This is a genomic window from Xanthomonas sp. WHRI 10207, assembly GCF_040202975.1.
GTDB lineage: Bacteria > Pseudomonadota > Gammaproteobacteria > Xanthomonadales > Xanthomonadaceae > Xanthomonas.
Genome location: NZ_JBEGDX010000005.1, coordinates 303,904 through 319,692, shown reverse-complemented (window position 1 = coordinate 319,692; position 15,789 = coordinate 303,904). Strand labels below are relative to the sequence as shown.

General features: G+C 63.2%; 13 protein-coding genes and 1 other RNA gene. 8 read left to right on the top strand and 6 right to left on the bottom strand.

The annotated features are described in order from the left end of the window. Positions 1-61: 61 nt before the first annotated feature. A complete protein-coding gene (locus tag ABQU90_RS17475) occupies positions 62-751 on the bottom strand; it encodes a DUF1349 domain-containing protein (RefSeq protein WP_323522938.1) in 690 nt (229 codons plus the stop codon). Between the two features lie 146 nt (positions 752-897). On the opposite strand from ABQU90_RS17475, the gene ABQU90_RS17470 reads away from it, so the two are divergent. The 6 genes from ABQU90_RS17470 to ABQU90_RS17445 all read left to right on the top strand — a co-directional run bounded on the left by ABQU90_RS17470 (position 898) and on the right by ABQU90_RS17445 (position 5,516). Next, on the top strand, positions 898-1,440 hold the full coding sequence (locus ABQU90_RS17470) for a TetR/AcrR family transcriptional regulator (RefSeq protein WP_323522939.1): 543 nt from the start codon (positions 898-900) through the stop codon (positions 1,438-1,440). Between the two features lie 200 nt (positions 1,441-1,640). Next, positions 1,641-2,066 (top strand): YqaA family protein, encoded by a 426-nt coding sequence (locus ABQU90_RS17465; protein ID WP_323522940.1) that lies wholly within the window; start codon positions 1,641-1,643, stop codon positions 2,064-2,066. Between the two features lie 170 nt (positions 2,067-2,236). Continuing rightward, positions 2,237-2,512 carry a hypothetical protein gene (locus tag ABQU90_RS17460; protein ID WP_323522941.1) on the top strand — a complete coding sequence of 92 codons (276 nt, stop codon included), beginning with the start codon at positions 2,237-2,239 and terminating at the stop codon, positions 2,510-2,512. 228 nt (positions 2,513-2,740) lie between these two features. After that, positions 2,741-3,892 (top strand): SPFH domain-containing protein, encoded by a 1,152-nt coding sequence (locus ABQU90_RS17455; protein WP_323522942.1) that lies wholly within the window; start codon positions 2,741-2,743, stop codon positions 3,890-3,892. A 14-nt stretch (positions 3,893-3,906) separates the two neighbouring features. Next, complete coding sequence (locus ABQU90_RS17450) at positions 3,907-5,265, top strand: TFIIB-type zinc ribbon-containing protein (RefSeq protein ID WP_323522943.1); 1,359 nt, start codon at positions 3,907-3,909, stop codon at positions 5,263-5,265. Then, complete coding sequence (locus tag ABQU90_RS17445; RefSeq protein ID WP_115527782.1) at positions 5,265-5,516, top strand: hypothetical protein; 252 nt, start codon at positions 5,265-5,267, stop codon at positions 5,514-5,516. Before ABQU90_RS17450 ends, ABQU90_RS17445 begins: the two co-directional genes overlap by 1 nt. Before the next feature lie 137 nt (positions 5,517-5,653). On the opposite strand, the gene ABQU90_RS17440 is transcribed toward ABQU90_RS17445, so the two are convergent. From ABQU90_RS17440 to ABQU90_RS17420, 5 genes are all read right to left on the bottom strand, one after another. Continuing rightward, positions 5,654-6,715, bottom strand: a complete 1,062-nt coding sequence (locus ABQU90_RS17440; RefSeq protein ID WP_323522944.1) for a Gfo/Idh/MocA family protein — start codon at positions 6,713-6,715, stop codon at positions 5,654-5,656. A 168-nt stretch (positions 6,716-6,883) separates the two neighbouring features. Further along, entirely contained in the window at positions 6,884-7,570 is a 687-nt protein-coding gene (locus ABQU90_RS17435) for a thermonuclease family protein (protein ID WP_323522945.1), read from the bottom strand. A 70-nt stretch (positions 7,571-7,640) separates the two neighbouring features. Continuing rightward, a non-coding RNA gene (locus tag ABQU90_RS17430) (sX9 sRNA) lies at positions 7,641-7,716 on the bottom strand. Between the two features lie 405 nt (positions 7,717-8,121). After that, the gene (locus tag ABQU90_RS17425) at positions 8,122-9,456 is read right to left on the bottom strand and encodes a PQQ-dependent sugar dehydrogenase (protein WP_323522946.1); all 1,335 of its coding nucleotides are present in this window, start codon (positions 9,454-9,456) and stop codon (positions 8,122-8,124) included. Beyond that, positions 9,453-9,869, bottom strand: coding sequence for a hypothetical protein (locus tag ABQU90_RS17420; protein ID WP_115512972.1), 417 nt, complete (start codon positions 9,867-9,869; stop codon positions 9,453-9,455). Before ABQU90_RS17420 ends, ABQU90_RS17425 begins: the two co-directional genes overlap by 4 nt. A gap of 757 nt (positions 9,870-10,626) precedes the next feature. On the opposite strand from ABQU90_RS17420, the gene ABQU90_RS17415 reads away from it, so the two are divergent. After that, positions 10,627-11,259 carry a carboxymuconolactone decarboxylase family protein gene (locus ABQU90_RS17415; RefSeq protein ID WP_323522948.1) on the top strand — a complete coding sequence of 211 codons (633 nt, stop codon included), beginning with the start codon at positions 10,627-10,629 and terminating at the stop codon, positions 11,257-11,259. A 1,728-nt stretch (positions 11,260-12,987) separates the two neighbouring features. Then, on the top strand, positions 12,988-15,744 hold the full coding sequence (locus ABQU90_RS17410) for a S8 family serine peptidase (protein WP_323522949.1): 2,757 nt from the start codon (positions 12,988-12,990) through the stop codon (positions 15,742-15,744). The last annotated feature ends 45 nt before the right edge of the window (positions 15,745-15,789 follow it).

Here is a 15,789-nt window from a genome sequence, read left to right as displayed (position 1 = left end):
CGAACACCGGCCACGTCCGCCTGGCGGTAAACGCAGCAGTTTTGTGGGCTGCGCTAAACCCTCAGGACAGATCGTGCAGATCCTTGCCGAGCACCGGGCCGAGCTTCCAGTCGGAGAAATGCACCTTCAAGCCTTCGCGCTCTGGCGTGCAGGTCATCGGACCAACCAGATAGGTGCTGGCCACCGGGAATGGGCACAGCCGCACCAGCGGCCAATACGTGCCGTCCTTCGAGACTTGCAGACGCAGCACGCCCTTGTCGACGGTGGCGCGGATCCAGAAGTCGGACGGGTCAGCTTCGTACGGCCCTGTGGCCCAATCCGATTTGCCATCGGTCAGCACGCTGCTGAGCATCGCGCGACCGTCGCTGAGCTCGATGCCCGCCTTGACCCACTGCCGCTCGTTGACGCGGATCATGAGGCCAGCCTGGTCGTAGAGCTGCTCGAACGTTGCGCGGACGCGCAGCTGGCAGGTAAACGCTACCGGCGCCGCGATGCCAAGAAAGTGCCCGCTATCGCGGGTGAACCCGTAATGGGTTTCGCGCCAGAAGTCAGTGCCCTTGTCGGTGACGACCTCCAGCACATCGCCGCTCAGGATGCGGTGCGATTTGGGCGCATTGAGCCATTTGCCTTGCTGCCAATGGCTGGATGGAGCTGCGCCTGCACCGGTTGCGATGACCACGCCGCCAGCGGCCAAACCGCCCAGCGTCGCCCTGCGGCCCACATCGACCTGGTGTTTTTCCGAACCCGTCATACCTAGTCCTCGTGACGAAAAAGCAATGCTCTCCGGTGCCTTTCTGCGGGCAGCGTAAAGCCAGCAGCGTCAATTTGTACATCCGTACCAATTGGCAAGTCAACTCTGGATTACCATCGACCTGGTCGATACGTGCATAAAGACAGATGAGCGGCAGGACCTGGCGGCAAGATCCACATCGAAAAGAACACATTGAGCAGGCCACCTTGCAGGTGGTCGTCGAGCATGGCGTGGCGGGGACAACCTTCCGCAAGGTTGCCGAACACGCACAGGTGCCGTTGAGCGCGACCACCTACTACTTCGGCTCCATGCATGAGCTGCTGATCGCGGCATTCACCCGCTTCTCGCAGGAGGTCTCCAAGAACTTCGCCACCGAGATCCGCGCTGCGAAGAACCGCGACCAAGCCTGCGATGCTGTGGTGAACATCATCTTTGCCGACAGCACCGCCTCGCCGCGTATCCTGCTGCTGAGCTACGAGCTGTACGCGTTTGCCCGGCGCCATCCGGAAATGACCGCGATCATGGAGCAGTGGATGGCACGCAGCCGCGCGGCGCTGGAACTGCATTTTTCCAAACCCGCCGCCAGTGCGATCGATGCCTTGATCGAAGGCATGACGATCCATCGTTCGGTGGTGCGTATGACCAAGAAGAGCGTGCGCAATGCGGTGGGGCAGCTGGCCCTGCTGTAACGCATGCTGGGCGCTGCACAATTGAGCGGTACACGCATCGCGACCTCCACTGCATGGCGACGGATTGATCGCTGCACACTGAATTTATGAGGTGAGGTTTTGCGGATGTCGCCGCCGCTCGCGCACCAGCGCATGTGTGAGTCAAAGGTCTCCATCTCGCGCTGAAATTCAGAACGTAACGACCAACCCATAGGCTGCCCTTGACCTATCTCTCGCTGTTCTCACTGTCGTTGATTGCCGCTACGCTGCTTCCCGCGCAGTCGGAGGCGGCATTGGTTGCGTTGTTGCTGGATGGCGGTTCGGTGGTGGGGCTTGTGGCGGCTGCGAGCGTCGGCAACGTGCTGGGCTCGCTGATCAATTGGTGGATCGGGCGCGAGGTGCTGCGTCTCCAGGGGCGGCGCTGGTTTCCTGTAACCCCAAACGCCTTGGCGCGTGCGCAGGCCTGGTATGGCAGATATGGCAAATGGTCGCTGCTGCTGAGTTGGATGCCGATCATTGGCGACCCACTGACGCTGGCGGCCGGGGTCATGCGCGAACCGTTGCGCGTCTTCCTGCCATTGGTGACGATCGCCAAGGTCACGCGCTACGGCGTAATTGCATGGGCAACGCTGGCACTTGTCCGGTAATGCCAGGACGTGGAGCCTGCACGACCTACAGCGCGCATGACACAGCGCGCCATTGGCGCAGGTGGCCGCGCACGGGTTCTTAACGTGGCACGCCTATGCTGTCGGCGCGCTGCAACCCATCTGCCGCGCATCCAGGGACATTGCACAATGGACATTGCAAAGGAGATCGTATGAAGAAGCTGCACAGCATGCTGCTCGTCGGATGCCTGCTCGGCCTGAGCACCCAGGCCTGGGCCGAAGTGGCCAACCTGACCAATAGCGCCGATGGCGCCAACCGCGAAGCCGGGATTGCCGCGGTGAAGAAGAAACTTCAGGACGCCTGCACGTCGCGACAGGGCAAGGTAGACATGGCCTCGTTCGAAGTGGTGTTCGAAAAGACCAGCACCAATCCCGACGTCCCCAAACCCTATTACGTGGACGGCAAGATCAAGTGCGATCTGCCGTGATGACCGCGCTGGCGTAGCGCACTGCCCTACGCCGCCATGCACGAATGCAAAGCCCCGCGGATGCGGGGTTTTGCATGTCAGACAGTCGTGCGGTGCAACCCGCTGTCTTCGATGCAGGGTCCGACCGCTCTGCAGGCGCCATCGGCGGCGCCCCGCACCCGACGCACGGCATAGAGTTGCGTGCGCAAGACGGGTACGCTGCGGGTCTACCAATTACAGGATGTTGTCATGGGTCTGATCCAGGCAGTGGCGGGTGCGGTCAGCGGCGTGTTGGCCGACCAGTGGAAGGATTTCTACACCGTGCCGGCGGATCTACCGGCGACGGCAGCGCTGTTCGCTGCGGTTTCGCACGGCAGCAACGCCGGGCGTGGCGCCAACACCAGCGCGTCGTCCAACATCATCAGCAACGGCTCGAAGATCGTGGTGCCCGAAGGCTATGGATTGCTGCTGTTGCAGGATGGCGCCATTACCGGGTTTGTCGCCGAACCCGGCGGTTACGAATGGCGCTCGGACGATGTCAATGCGCAATCGCTGTTTGCGGGCGACGGGCTGGTGGCGCCGTTGATCCGGCAGAGTTGGGAGCGCTTCAAGTACGGGGGTCAGCCCGGATCTCAGCAGGCAGCGTTTTTTGTCTCGCTGAAGGAATTGCCGGATAACCGCTTTGGCACACAGTCGGAAATCTATTGGGACGACGGCTTTCTGGGCACGCAGGTGGGCGCGATCACGCGCGGCGCGTACACCTTGAAGATCGTCGACCCCATCCTGTTCGTGAAGAATTTTGTGCCGGCGCGCTATCTGCAACCGGGCGCGATCTTCGACTTCACCGATCTGGATAACGCCGCGGCCAGTCAGCTGTTCAACGAAGTGGTCGGCTCGCTCGCGCCCGCTTTCAGTCTGTATACGAACGACCCGGCCAAGGGCAATCGCATCACCAAACTGCAGCAGGATTCGCTGGGGTTTGCGCGCAGCCTGTCCGATGCAGTGGAGCAGGCGTATCAGTGGAAATCCGATCGTGGCCTGGCAATCGTCAAGACCACCATCGTGTCGATCGAGTACGACGCCAACACGCGCGAATTGCTCAAGACCGTGCAGCGCGCCGATGCGCTGGCCGGGGCGCGCGGTAACTCCAACTTGCAGGCCAGCGTTGCGCAGGGTCTGCAATCGGCAGGCGAACACGGCGGAGCGGCAGGTCTGGTGGGCGTGGGCATGGCCACGGGCTTGGCAGGCGGTGTGGGTGCGTTGCAGCAGCCTGTCGCAGCAGCAACGCCTGCGGCGGACGATCCGGTAGCCAAGTTGAAAAAGGCCAAGGACATGCTGGATCTGGGCCTGATCACGCAGGCCGATTACGACGCCGCAAAGGCCAGGGCGTTGGGTCTGTAAGCGCGCTCGCCGTCATGTCCGATCCCCGCTTTCCGCCGCCGCTGCCGCCACTGCAGCCGCCTCCACTGCCGCCTCCACTGCCGCCATTGGGTGCGGCACCGCCTACCGGTCCAGGCTCACCCCAGGACGTGCCGCCGTTGCCGGGTAGCCTGTCGCTCGACCCTGCCACTCTGCCCGGCCCGATCCGCGAGGAAGTGCTGGCTCCCGATCCATTGGCGATCGACACCGCCGCTGCCGAGCTCAAGGATGGCCTCAACCGCTGCCCGGCCTGCGGCTCCAGCGATATCCGCCCCAAGCTCGGCACCGACCTGCTGGTCTGTCAGTACTGCCGCGCCGAGTGGCCAGGGGTACGGGTCGAAGAGGCATTCGGCTTCGGGAAAGGCCTCGACGCGTTGCATGGCACGGTCGTCGCCTCCGGTGCGCAAGACATCGCTGCGGATGCGGCCAGCCTGATGAGCTTCAAGTGCGCCGGTTGCGGGGCTGAGGTCACCATCAACACGCAAAGCACCATGACGGCGCGCTGCCATTGGTGCCGGCATGTGTTCGGCGTCAACGAACAGGTGGCCAACGGCGCGGTTCCCGACGCGGTGCTGCCCTTCCATATCGACAAGCAGGATGCGGTAGCGCGCATCCGTCAGTTCGTGGGCAAGCGCCGGTTGTTTGCGTTGAAGGCGTTCAAGCAGCAGTTCACGCCCGAGAACGTAGTGGGTGTGTATCTGCCTTACATGATCGTCGACGGCAATGTGAGCGCCAGCGTGTCGGGAATGGGCGAGATCAAGCTACGGCAGTACACCCGCGGCACCGAAAAGAACAAACAGACCTATTACGACGCCGACGTATATCAGGTGCGTCGGCAGATCGAATTCACAGTGGACGATCTGCCGCTGGAGTCGTCCGCGGCGCGCGGCAATCTGGATAGTCGGGTCAACACCAACAACATCATCAACGCGATCCTGCCGTTCGATACCAAGAACGCCGTGCGCTGGAATGCGTCGTATCTGGCCGGTTTCAGCTCGGAAAAGCGCGACCGCGACATCGCGCAGCTACGCCCCCGGCTGGAAGACCAGCTGCTGTCGATCGCACGGGCGCAGGTCGAACCGTCGGTCAGGCGCTATGGTCGCGGGGTGCGCTGGGAGTCGGAGCGGTTGGACGTGCACGGCACGCGCTGGGTGTCGATGTATCTGCCGGTGTGGTTGTATTCGTACCATCAGCCCGGTCGCGACGGCGGCATGCTGCACTACATCGCAGTCAATGGCCGAACCGGCGAAACCATGGGCAGCGTGCCGGTCCAGCAGTGGAAACTGTTGCTGGCTGCGCTGACTGCCGGCACCGCGATCGAAGCGGCGGTTCTGTTTTTTCTGGCAGGTGTTTGATGAGCGATGATGGCGTTCTTTTTCTGCTGTTGGCGGGCCCGGCCGGTGGCTCGGCGCTGTACTGGATGCTGTATCGGTACTACCGCAACACCGATCAATCGCATGCGTTCGAGCGCGAAACCAAGGTCGATGCACAGCCGGTGACCGGTACCGACGTCAAGGTCGATACCATCATCGGCACGCGCCAAACGCAGATCGATGGCGACAATGTGTCTGCCTACCGTACACGGGTGCGACGCGAGGGCGATTGATCGATGCCGCCGCGCCGGCTGTGGTTGCTGGGCGTGCAAGCAGTGCGACTAACGCGGTGCGGATGTGTTGGTGCGGCGCGGGCGTGAGGTGCTTGCGATCCGTGATGTAGCGGCTCCCCTGACAACGGTGAGGCGCGTCAAGCGGTATCAGCGTCAGCCGTTGCAGCAGCTGCGTGCAGCTGTGCGCGCGCCACGTCCAGCGTTGTCATGATCTGCACCACTTCGTCGAGCGGATGCAGCGGCGACTCGCTGCGGCCTTCCCCGATATAGCGTGCGGCGGCGTTTGCCTGCCATGACAGCCCTTCATAGCCCTTGATGCCGGTCGGGTCGGTCCATTCGACCGGCGTGCTGGCGTCAGCGTTATTGCCAATCCGCAGCGTGGTTAAATTGTGGAAATCGCCGACCAGGTCGATGCGGCCGTCTGTCCCGGTGACGTAGGCCATCGAACTGCTGCGCGCGACGATGGAGCTGATCAAGGTGGACTGCGCATGCGCGCGATGCGACAGCACGATGGTGGAAAAGGCATCGACGCCGGTGTCGGTGAGCTCACCGACGGCGGTGATTGCGGTGGGCGCAGAGAGGATCATCGAGGAAAACTGCACGGCGTAGACGCCCAGATCCAGCAGCGCACCACCGCCAAGTTCGGGACTGCGTTGCCGATGTGCAGGGTCGCTGGGTCCACGCTGGCTCAGGTCGGCAAACACCTGGCGCACATCGCCCAGCGCACCATCAGCAAGCAGTTTGCGGATCACCGAGGTCTGCGGCAGATAGCGGCTCCACATCGCTTCCATCAAAAACAGGCCGCGTGCACGCGCTTCCTGCACGAGCAGGTGCGCATCGTCGGCGCAGGTGGTGATGGGCTTTTCGATAAGCACATGTTTACCGGCGCGTAGCGCCAGCAGCCCATGCTGCAGATGCTCGCTATGCGGCGTGGCGATGTAGACGATGTCGACGTTCGGGTCATCGACCAACGCCTGATAGCTGTCGTACGCACGGTCGATCGCCCAGGTCTTCGCAAACGCGTTCGCACGCTCGCTGCTACGCGAGGCAACTGCCACCGGGCGTTGATGGGTATTGCTGCGCAACGCACGCACGAATGCGGATGCGATCCCGCCGGGACCGAGCACGCCCCAGCGCAGGGATGGCTCGCCTTGGCCAGGCACGAACAGATCGGGCTCGGGGATGTGGAGCATCGGCATCGGGTCGCTGCGTTGTCGTGGAGCGAACGATGCTAGCAAACCACGCGTTTTGATCGGCGCGGCATGGCGCCTTAGGCGCAGGGCTGTAAGAGCGCAAAGCAGACGCGGCCAGTGCGCGTGCTGCATGTGCTTGCCTCCCGTGCCTGGCCGACTGAGTCCCCTCCCCGCTTAACGTGCGGCGCGCCGCCAACCTGCATTCAGCGCCTCCTGCGCCGAGCAAAAATAGCGCTCGCCCTTCTCGGTCGAGATGCTGGTACGCGCGTAATCGCGTTGACCCGGCATGTGGAAGATCTTGCTGCCCTTGCCCGAAACATTGCCCTTGATGGCGCACTTGCCCGGCACGGCTGCCGGTGCAGTTGCTGCTGCGCGTGATGCAACGTGATGGCGTTTGTTGCGCCGGTACTCGGCAGGCTGCTGGAAGGTTCCCTGCCAGAGATTGCGTTTTTGCTGCTGCGCGATGCGCTCATCGGCAACGAACGCAGTTGCGTACTGGCGATACGCTACCGCCCAGCCGTTGCGCACCATCCAGCCGTTGACCGATTGCCCTTGAACAAAACAATCGGCAACGACGCGTCCGTAACGGTCGGTATCCTTTTGCTGACACCGCACGGTCTTGTCGATCAGATAACCATCCAGCGCCGCTGCAGAGCGCCGGCCACAGGGCCACGCACGGCCGTCTGGATCATTGCACTGCTGCGCGCTTTCCGGCGCGTCGATCCCCCATAACCGGATGCGCTTGTGCGCCACGGTGATGGTATCGCCATCGGTGACGGCGGCCCGACCGACAAGCTCTGCTGCGCCGGCAGGCAAAACGAGTAAGACACCCACAACACCCAACAACCATCTAAACAACATCGACAACAACGTCCCTTGGCAATCGGTAGAAGTCGTCCCTGCATTCTTCCCGTGTGTGCATTCTTAAAACGGCTAACAAAACGTAGCGAGCAGTCGTCAGGCGGGTGTGGACGGCGCGCTCAGACCGGCGTGTACGCGTGGTACATGCCGCACCGAGCACCGGTCACGCCCGCCTGGCGGCTGCCCAGTCATTTTGTTGGCTGCTCTTGGCCGGATGGCCTTGCCCGGCGCTGTCCTGACGCCCGACGTCCGCGCGGCAGTGCCGACGCAGGGCCGGCACTGTATGCGAATGCGAAGGGGATGGCTATCTTTTGCAAGTTGCGCACGACGATCTTTGAAGGAGACGATGCACTGAGATGCACACAACCCGTCGCAACGCGTCGCTGTCACAGCGCGCAGTCTTCCGCATGCATTGCGTTGCTGTGCACCCGCCCTGCGCTACTCAGGCGCACTGCCAAGCATCTGGCTGACTAGCCGTCTCGTGTGATCAGAACGGCAAAAGAAAGCCCGCCCGGCGCATCATGCAACCGGGCGGGCTCTCGTGTTGCTGCTTACTGTGGCGCGGCTGGAGTCGCAGCTGCCGGGGCGGCTGCAGCGGCCTCTGGCGTCACGCGCCAGATGATGTTGGCCAGGTCGTCGGCCACGATCAAGGCACCGCGCGGGTCGACGGTGACACCCACCGGGCGGCCGCGCGTCTTGCCGTCATCGCCATGGAAGCCGGACACGAAGTCGACCGGCTGACCTGCCGGGCGCCCATCGCGGAACGGCACGAACACCACCTTGTAGCCCACTGGCGGGTCGCGGTTCCAGCTGCCGTGTTCGCCGACAAACACGCCGTCGGCAAACTTCGCGCCCAGCACCGGAGACGAGAACGCCACACCCAGCGCGGCAACATGCGACCCCAGCGCGTAGTCGGGTGCGATGGCAGAGGCCACTTTCTGCGGGTCCTGCGGCATCACACGTGCGTCCACATTTTTGCCCCAATAGCTGTAGGGCCAGCCATAGAAGCCGCCTTCGCGTACCGAAGTCAGATAGTCGGGCACCAGGTTCGGGCCGATTTCATCGCGCTCGTTGACGACTGCCCACAGCGCGCCGGTGCCGGGCTGGATCGCCAGTGCGGTGGGATTACGCAGACCGGTGGCATATGGCTTATGCGCGCCGGTTGCCGCGTCCACTTGCCAGACCTGCGCGCGATCGACTTCTGCAGCCATGCCGCGTTCGGTGATGTTGCTGTTGGAGCCGATCGCCACATACAGATAACGGCCATCTGCGCTGGCAGTGAGCGCCTTGGTCCAATGGTGATTGATGACCGACGGTAGATCGGTCAGTTTGCTCGGCGCGCCGCTGGCCTTGGTCTGGCCGTCGCGATAGTCGAAACGTACCAGCGCATCCTGGTTGGCGACGTAGAGCGCATTGCCGATCAGCGCAAGCCCGTAAGGCGCGTTGAGCTTGTCGGCAAAGACCGTCTTCAATTCATAGGTGCCATCGCCGTCGGCATCGCGCAACAACGTCAGCCGATTGCCGCTCTTGGCCTTGGACGTGCCCTTGGCCTTGATCGGGCCGGCGATGATGTCCTTGGGCTTGAGATTTGGCGCAGAACCGCCGCGTCCTTCGGCCACCAGGATGTCTCCGTTCGGCAACACCAGCGTCTGGCGGGGAATGCCGAGGTCGGTGGCAATGGCGGTAATGCGATAGCCCGCCGGGACGGTCGGCTTGCGGTCGCCCCATGCACTTGGTTCGGCGATTGTCATGTCGGGCAGCACCCCGCGATCCGGGGACGGCAGCTCTGGCGTGGCGCCATGCTGATCGAGCTCGGGTGCCTTGCCGCAGGCGGCCAGTGCAGCAGCAAGAACCGAGACGGCAAGTACACGCGTGTAGCGGCTCATCGTGCACCTCCCACGCGCAGACCCGACAGCCCCGACCAGGTGGCGACCAATGCGAACAGGGTGGCGATTGCCGACAGCGTCAATGCCGCCGGCATGATGGCCCACGCATCGCGCGCGTGATGCAGCGCGTCGAAAAATCCCACGATCCAGGTTGCCACCAATGCGATCACATAGATGAAGTTGCGGCTGCCGCGCACCAGCGCGACGAAGGCGGCCACGAGCGCGATGGTGGTCACCACCATAGCGCCGACCAACAGCCAGGACGCGAAGTTGCTCCATTGAATCTGGTAGCTGCTCCAGTAGGCGTAGTCGCTCAATAGCGCGCCAAGGAACAAGGGCCATACACCGCCAAGCACGGCTGCATGGAACGGGTGGATGGCCCAGCGACGGGGCGAAACGGCTGCTGCATTCATGGCGAACTCATTGGGGCGATGGCGAAACGTGCCCCGATGCTGCCAGCTGGCGTGTGATGAGAAAGGCGATATTCAGCGCCTCACATCTCTACACGCCACGAACGCACTGTTGCACGCGCCAGGCTGTTGCGCTGTTGCGCTGGGCGATACCGAAAGACCGCATTGCATCGTCATGGTATTGGCATGGCATATGCGGCGAGTGTTGGCATGCGTCGAGTGTTTGTCCGCGGCAGGCGCTCGCTCTTTCAGGGACTTCATTGCAACAAGGTGGTGCGGACACTCGCTGATGAGTGCATCTCATAACTGCATGCGGCGTACACGGATGGAACAGCCATGCGGATACGGCATGCTGGCGCCCTGCCCTGTCGAGGCCCGTAACGGTGCGTACATGTCGCGTTCGCGCAATACGTCTGGCCTGCAGGTATCGATTCACCAAGGGCAACCCACAACACGACTGCGCGACTTCCCGCCGGGGCTGCGGGTGCTCGGAATCGGCATGTACCGCTCTTACATTCCGGTCTCTGTGCGCCGCCCACACCGCCTTGCAGCCGCGCGTAACGTTGTTGGTTGCCGCGCAACAGGAGGTTAACGCTTGGATTTCACCGTATCGATCCCTAGATCTGGATCTGAGAGACCGATCAATGCGCCTCGTTGGCGCCCATTGATCGTTCGTGTAGTGGTCTGCGCCCTTGGCGCGGCCGCTGTTTGTGTCGTTGCCCCCTCCCCCGCAGCAGCACGTTCCCCGGAGTCCATCGGTATGTCCATCTCAGAAAGCCTGTCTCCCCAGCAGCAAGCCATCGCCCCGATTGCCGCGTTTGCGGCAACCGGCGATATCGACCGTTTGAAGAATGCGTTGGAGGCAGGTCTGGATGCAGGGCTGACCATCAACGAATGCAAGGAAGTGTTGGTGCAGGTCTACGCCTACGCCGGCTTCCCGCGCAGCCTCAATGCACTTGCGGCGTTGATGCAGGTGGTCCAGGCGCGACAGCAGCGCGGTGTGACCGACGCGCAGGGCGCGCTGCCCGGCCCGGTGCCGACCGGGCCGGAACTGCTTGCGTTGGGTACCGCCAATCAGACGCAATTGGTGGGGACTGCGGTGTCGGGACCGCTGTTCGACTTCGCACCAGCCATCGATGCGTACTTGAAGACGCACCTGTTCGGCGACATTTTTGCGCGCGACAACCTCGATTGGGTGAGCCGCGAATTGGCAACGGTGAGCATGCTCGCAGCGCTGGAGGGAGTGGATTCGCAATTGCAGTCGCATCTGAAGATCAGCATGAACATCGGTGTGAGCAGCGCGCAGCTCAATGCGCTTGCGCAGGTGCTGGATAAACGGGTCGGTGCCGCGGCCGGCACCCGCGCCAAGGCCGCCCTGGCCAAGACGCAGTGAGGGTACGGACCAACTGATGCAGCCGCTGGCCGACGCAGCCGCAGCCGCAGCCGCAGAGTAAAGACTCGCCCAATGTGCCGCCGCGCGGTTGGCAGCGACTTGGCCGCAGGTGGCGCGGCTCCGCTTGCGTATCTGTCTCCTGATGCATTGGCTAAGTGTTGCCAGGACAGATTGCTGCCGAGCTGCACCGCGCTCTGCAGCCACCCGACCGCAGGTGCGCGCCAGCGGTCGGGCGCCCGCTCATCGCGGCATCCTCAACACAGCCCGCAGAACGGCGTGTTGGGAGGCAAGCAGCGAGGTGCCGCCGCCCCTGTCGGCGCCGTCCATCGCCATCCCCATCCGCTGATTGCAGGATGCGGTGCGCATTGGCCAGGAAAAGCGACGACCACCGCGCCCGGCCAGCGCGCACCTTGACCCGTTGATCTCGACGCTGCGTGTCTTGCGCTGCAAACGCGTCGTTTAGCGCCGATGCGCCACCTATCGCTGATGCGTCACCTGCCCGCGCACCGCTCAAGGCACCCCACGCGCCATTCGGGTGCCATTGCGGACTTCCAGATGCATCTGACCACGCCATACCTTCCGAACCCATACGGGTGGTGGGCGATCTTGCGGATGTTCAGCGGTGGCCTGTGGAGTAGCTGGTGACGTACTAATCGGCTGCAGACGTGATCGCCCACGGCAGCCTGTGAAGATAGCCAGGGCACAGAGTCGGTCTGCAGGCTGTGCCGTCTATGAAGACGGCACAGCCTTGCCTGCGCAGATCCCTCAAGCAGTCACAGCCGCGACGCCACCGGCTTTCGCGGTACGGCGGGAGCAGAGGTCACTGGCCTCCGCACCCAGCGAGCTGAACCTTTACAGGCTTCGAATGCCGAAGATGTCGAAAGCTTGCCCTTTACGGTCGCCACTCTCCAATTCGCGCCGTAAACCAACCGGGATTTCGAGAATGGATAATCAAGTAATTGTCAGCCAACACTCGATTCGCCGGGAAAGAAATAATTAAAAACACACCCCGAAAATAAACAGAATTATTCAAACCGTTCATTTTTAATGCAACCGATTGCGAAATCGGCGCCTTCAGACGTCGAATTTTGCACAATCGGAAGAGGCCGGTCGGCATTTCCCGGGGGCGTTCTTATCGCAAAAAAGGCGAGCGATAACGATCGTTTAGACAGCTTTAACCGTCGCATTAAACAACATTATTCAAAATTTGCCTGCATACGGCAGAGTCCGTTAGAGTGACTAACTTGCGGTTGAATCCGCTACCAAGGGTGAGGGATTCACCGACATCTTTGACATGATTCCCTGATTACCCGCGCGCTCTATCGCATTTAGGCTTACCGCCCTCTGCGAAATGTGATGCAGAATTGTTGAGTTCGGTCCGACGTTTTTCTGTATTTTGGCCTGCTAGTCGGTTTCTAATCCGATTTAGCTATGGATTAAATCGGCGATACCTATCGCTCGATTTTTTTCTCTGAATAGCAACTGTCCATTCAGACTTTAGAGTTTATGGATAGCGCCGTTAAACAAACCGCAAGCACACGGCGAGTACATCAGCGTATTCGCCGCATGCTCCGTCAGCGCAACTCCGAGGGGACGGACCGCTGCGGTTTGAAGTGAATAAAACGTGAAATTAAACGCCTTCGTTGGTGACCACCAGCGCTGGGACCTTCTGCGCCAAATTTCAGAATCAGCAGTAGCGGCGCGCCTACAACGGAATCGACCACTCTTATGAATCGCTCGCTACTCGCCACCACCATCGCCTCCTGTCTCGTCCTGACCGCATGTGGCGGTGGTGGCGGTGGCGGCAACGTCCGCAATGATCCGCCGCAGAGCACCGTGATTGCGCCGGCACCCACGCCGACCGCGCCCACCACCCCGGGCACCACGCCCGATCCGCTGCCCAAGACCGCGCCGGTTCCGACGCCCGCGCCTGCGCCTGCCCGCTATCAAGGCGTCGGCAGCAATCTGCTGGTGCCGATCAATGCCGATCTGGCGCAGCAAGCCGGTGCCCGGGGCCAGGGCGTGAAGCTGGCGGTGCTGGACGACAACCTGGTGCCGAGCTACGCGCCGATTGCCGGCAAGGTCGATGGCTTCAGCGATTACACCGCTAGCCCGGGCACGCCCGAGTCGTCGTCCAATGCGCTGCGCGGCCATGGCACGATCGTCTCGGCGCTGGTGCTGGGCTCGGCGCAGGACGGCTTTGCCGGTGGCGTGGCTCCGGATGCGGACCTGTTCTATGCACGTATCTGCGCCGAGAATTCCTGCGGCACCCAGCAGGCCCGCCGCGCTGCGGTGGATCTGGCCGCCTCGGGTGTGCGCATCGCCAACCTGTCGCTGGGCGCTTCTTATGCCGACGCCGCCGGCAGCGCGAACGCGGCAGCCGCCTGGCGGTTTGCGTTGACGCCGCTGGTGCAGGCAGACGCACTGATCGTCGCCTCGACAGGCAACGAAGGCGCTGCCGAAGCCTCGTATCCGGCAGCGACGCCGGTGCAGGAAGCCAGCGTGCGCAACAACTGGTTGGCGGTGGGCGCGATCAATGTCGACAGTGCCGGCAATGCGGCCGGTCTGACCAGCTATTCCAATCATTGCGGCGCCGCGGCGCAGTGGTGCCTGGTGGCACCGGGCAGCTTCACCGCGCCGGCGCTGGCCGGCACCGAATTACAGGGCCAGATCGCCGGCACCTCGTTCTCCACCGCTGCGGTCAGCGGCGTCGCGGCGCAGGTCCTGAGCGTGTATCCGTGGATGAGCGCGTCCAACCTGCAGCAGACCCTGCTGACCACCGCCACCGATCTGGGCGACCCGGGCGTGGATGCGCTGTATGGCTGGGGCCTGGTCAACGCGGCCAAGGCGATCAAGGGCCCGGGCCAGTTCGCCAGCAACTGGGGGATCAGCGTAGGTGCGGGCTACGACAGCACCTTTAGCAACGACATTTCCGGCACTGGCAGCTTTACCAAGGGCGGGACCGGCAAACTCACCCTGAGCGGCAACAACACCTATACCGGCGGCACCACCATTCTCGATGGCGTGCTCGCGCTGTCCGGCAGCCTGCGCTCGGATCTTCTGGTGGCCAACTCGGCCACCTTCGAGTCGCGCGGCGGCGTGATCAACGGCGGCTACAGCCTGGTCAACAACACCGGCACGACCGCCATTGAATTGGGCAAGGGCCTGACCGTCACCGGTTTGGCCAGCCTGAAAGGCAATCTGCTGTTGCTGCCGGAAGCGGCGGGCTACACCGTCGGCAGCAGCGAGAAGATCGTCAAGGCCGGGGTCCTGCAAGGCACGTTCGACCGCGTGCAGTACGCCAACAATTTCTTCTGGACCGCATCGCTTGCCTACGACCCGACCACCGTCACCGCAACCCTGACCCGTAATGCGTCGGCTGCCAGCGCGCAGGCCGCCGGTGCGCCGCAGGCAGTGGTCAACGGTGCCGCCCAGGCCGATGCGCTGGTCAAGGTACTGGACACCCGCGTGGCCTCCGGCGACACCGCAAACCTGGGTGGCCTGATCAGCGCCACCGGCTCGCTGCTGGCGGCATCCAATGCGCAGGTTGCCGCATCGCTGCCGACCCTGGCCGGCCAGGTGCATGGTATCGAGCGCACGCTGGGCTTCCAGTCGGCACTCAACGATGCGCGCGTTGCTGCCGATCGCCTGCCCTATCTGGCCGACACCACCACGCTGACCACCTGGATGCAGGGCAGCTACCTGGATGGCGATCTGAGCCGCAGCGGGTTCGCCTCGGCCGACTACACCCAGCAGGCCACCACCTTCGGTGTGGATCTGCCGCTGGGCAGTGCCGGCACGGTGGTGGGTGCGGCAGTGACCTCGGGCCAGGACCGCGCGCACATCGATGCGTCGGCCAGCCGCCTGCGCGCGGACCGTTATGCGATGACCGCGTATCTGTACCAGCCCATCGGCCAGGCGTACGTGTCGGGCATCGGCTCGTATGGCATGAGCAATGTGGACACCGAGCGCAACGTGCAAGCCGGCAGCATCGGCGAGCGTCTGCAGGACCGTCGCCACGACACCAACTGGTCGCTGCGCGCGGAAGTGGGCTTGCTGCCGCATGCCGGGCTGTCGCCCTTCGTTGCTGCAGGCGTGGTCAGCCAGACCCAGGATGCCTTCAGCGAGGCGTCGGTGACCGGTCTGGGCCTGAGCGCCGGCAGCGACACCCTGCGCGCGGGCTACGGCGAGGTGGGCGTCCGCGGTCATCTGGCGCGCGGCAAGTGGGGCTTCGATGGTCTGGTCGCTTACCGCTCGTTGCTGGGCAACCCCAATGCCGACTTCACCGCCTGGTTCACCGGCTTGCCGGAAGCGCGCTTCAATGTGGCCGGGACGCCGGTATCGAAGCAGGCCGTGCGCGCCTCGGTCGGCGTGCGTTACCAGGTCAACGACGCGTTTTCGCTGTACGGCAATGTGGGCGCCGAGCGTGGTCGTTCCGATTCCAACAGCATCAACGCCAATGTCGGTCTGCGCTGGCAGTTCTGATCAGGCGATGGTGGTGGTAGCGCGCCACCCTCCGCTGGCCGCATA

What these genes read in the sequence shown, in the direction of transcription:
- ABQU90_RS17475 (WP_323522938.1), bottom strand. Translation starts at nt 751, where the DNA reads ATGACGGGTTCGGAAAAACACCAGGTCGATGTGGGCCGCAGGGCGACG.
- ABQU90_RS17470 (WP_323522939.1), top strand. Translation starts at nt 898, where the DNA reads ATGAGCGGCAGGACCTGGCGGCAAGATCCACATCGAAAAGAACACATT.
- ABQU90_RS17460 (WP_323522941.1), top strand. Translation starts at nt 2,237, where the DNA reads ATGAAGAAGCTGCACAGCATGCTGCTCGTCGGATGCCTGCTCGGCCTG.
- ABQU90_RS17455 (WP_323522942.1), top strand. Translation starts at nt 2,741, where the DNA reads ATGGGTCTGATCCAGGCAGTGGCGGGTGCGGTCAGCGGCGTGTTGGCC.
- ABQU90_RS17450 (WP_323522943.1), top strand. Translation starts at nt 3,907, where the DNA reads ATGTCCGATCCCCGCTTTCCGCCGCCGCTGCCGCCACTGCAGCCGCCT.
- ABQU90_RS17445 (WP_115527782.1), top strand. Translation starts at nt 5,265, where the DNA reads ATGAGCGATGATGGCGTTCTTTTTCTGCTGTTGGCGGGCCCGGCCGGT.
- ABQU90_RS17440 (WP_323522944.1), bottom strand. Translation starts at nt 6,715, where the DNA reads ATGCCGATGCTCCACATCCCCGAGCCCGATCTGTTCGTGCCTGGCCAA.
- ABQU90_RS17435 (WP_323522945.1), bottom strand. Translation starts at nt 7,570, where the DNA reads ATGTTGTTTAGATGGTTGTTGGGTGTTGTGGGTGTCTTACTCGTTTTG.
- ABQU90_RS17425 (WP_323522946.1), bottom strand. Translation starts at nt 9,456, where the DNA reads ATGAGCCGCTACACGCGTGTACTTGCCGTCTCGGTTCTTGCTGCTGCA.
- ABQU90_RS17420 (WP_115512972.1), bottom strand. Translation starts at nt 9,869, where the DNA reads ATGAATGCAGCAGCCGTTTCGCCCCGTCGCTGGGCCATCCACCCGTTC.
- ABQU90_RS17415 (WP_323522948.1), top strand. Translation starts at nt 10,627, where the DNA reads ATGTCCATCTCAGAAAGCCTGTCTCCCCAGCAGCAAGCCATCGCCCCG.
- ABQU90_RS17410 (WP_323522949.1), top strand. Translation starts at nt 12,988, where the DNA reads ATGAATCGCTCGCTACTCGCCACCACCATCGCCTCCTGTCTCGTCCTG.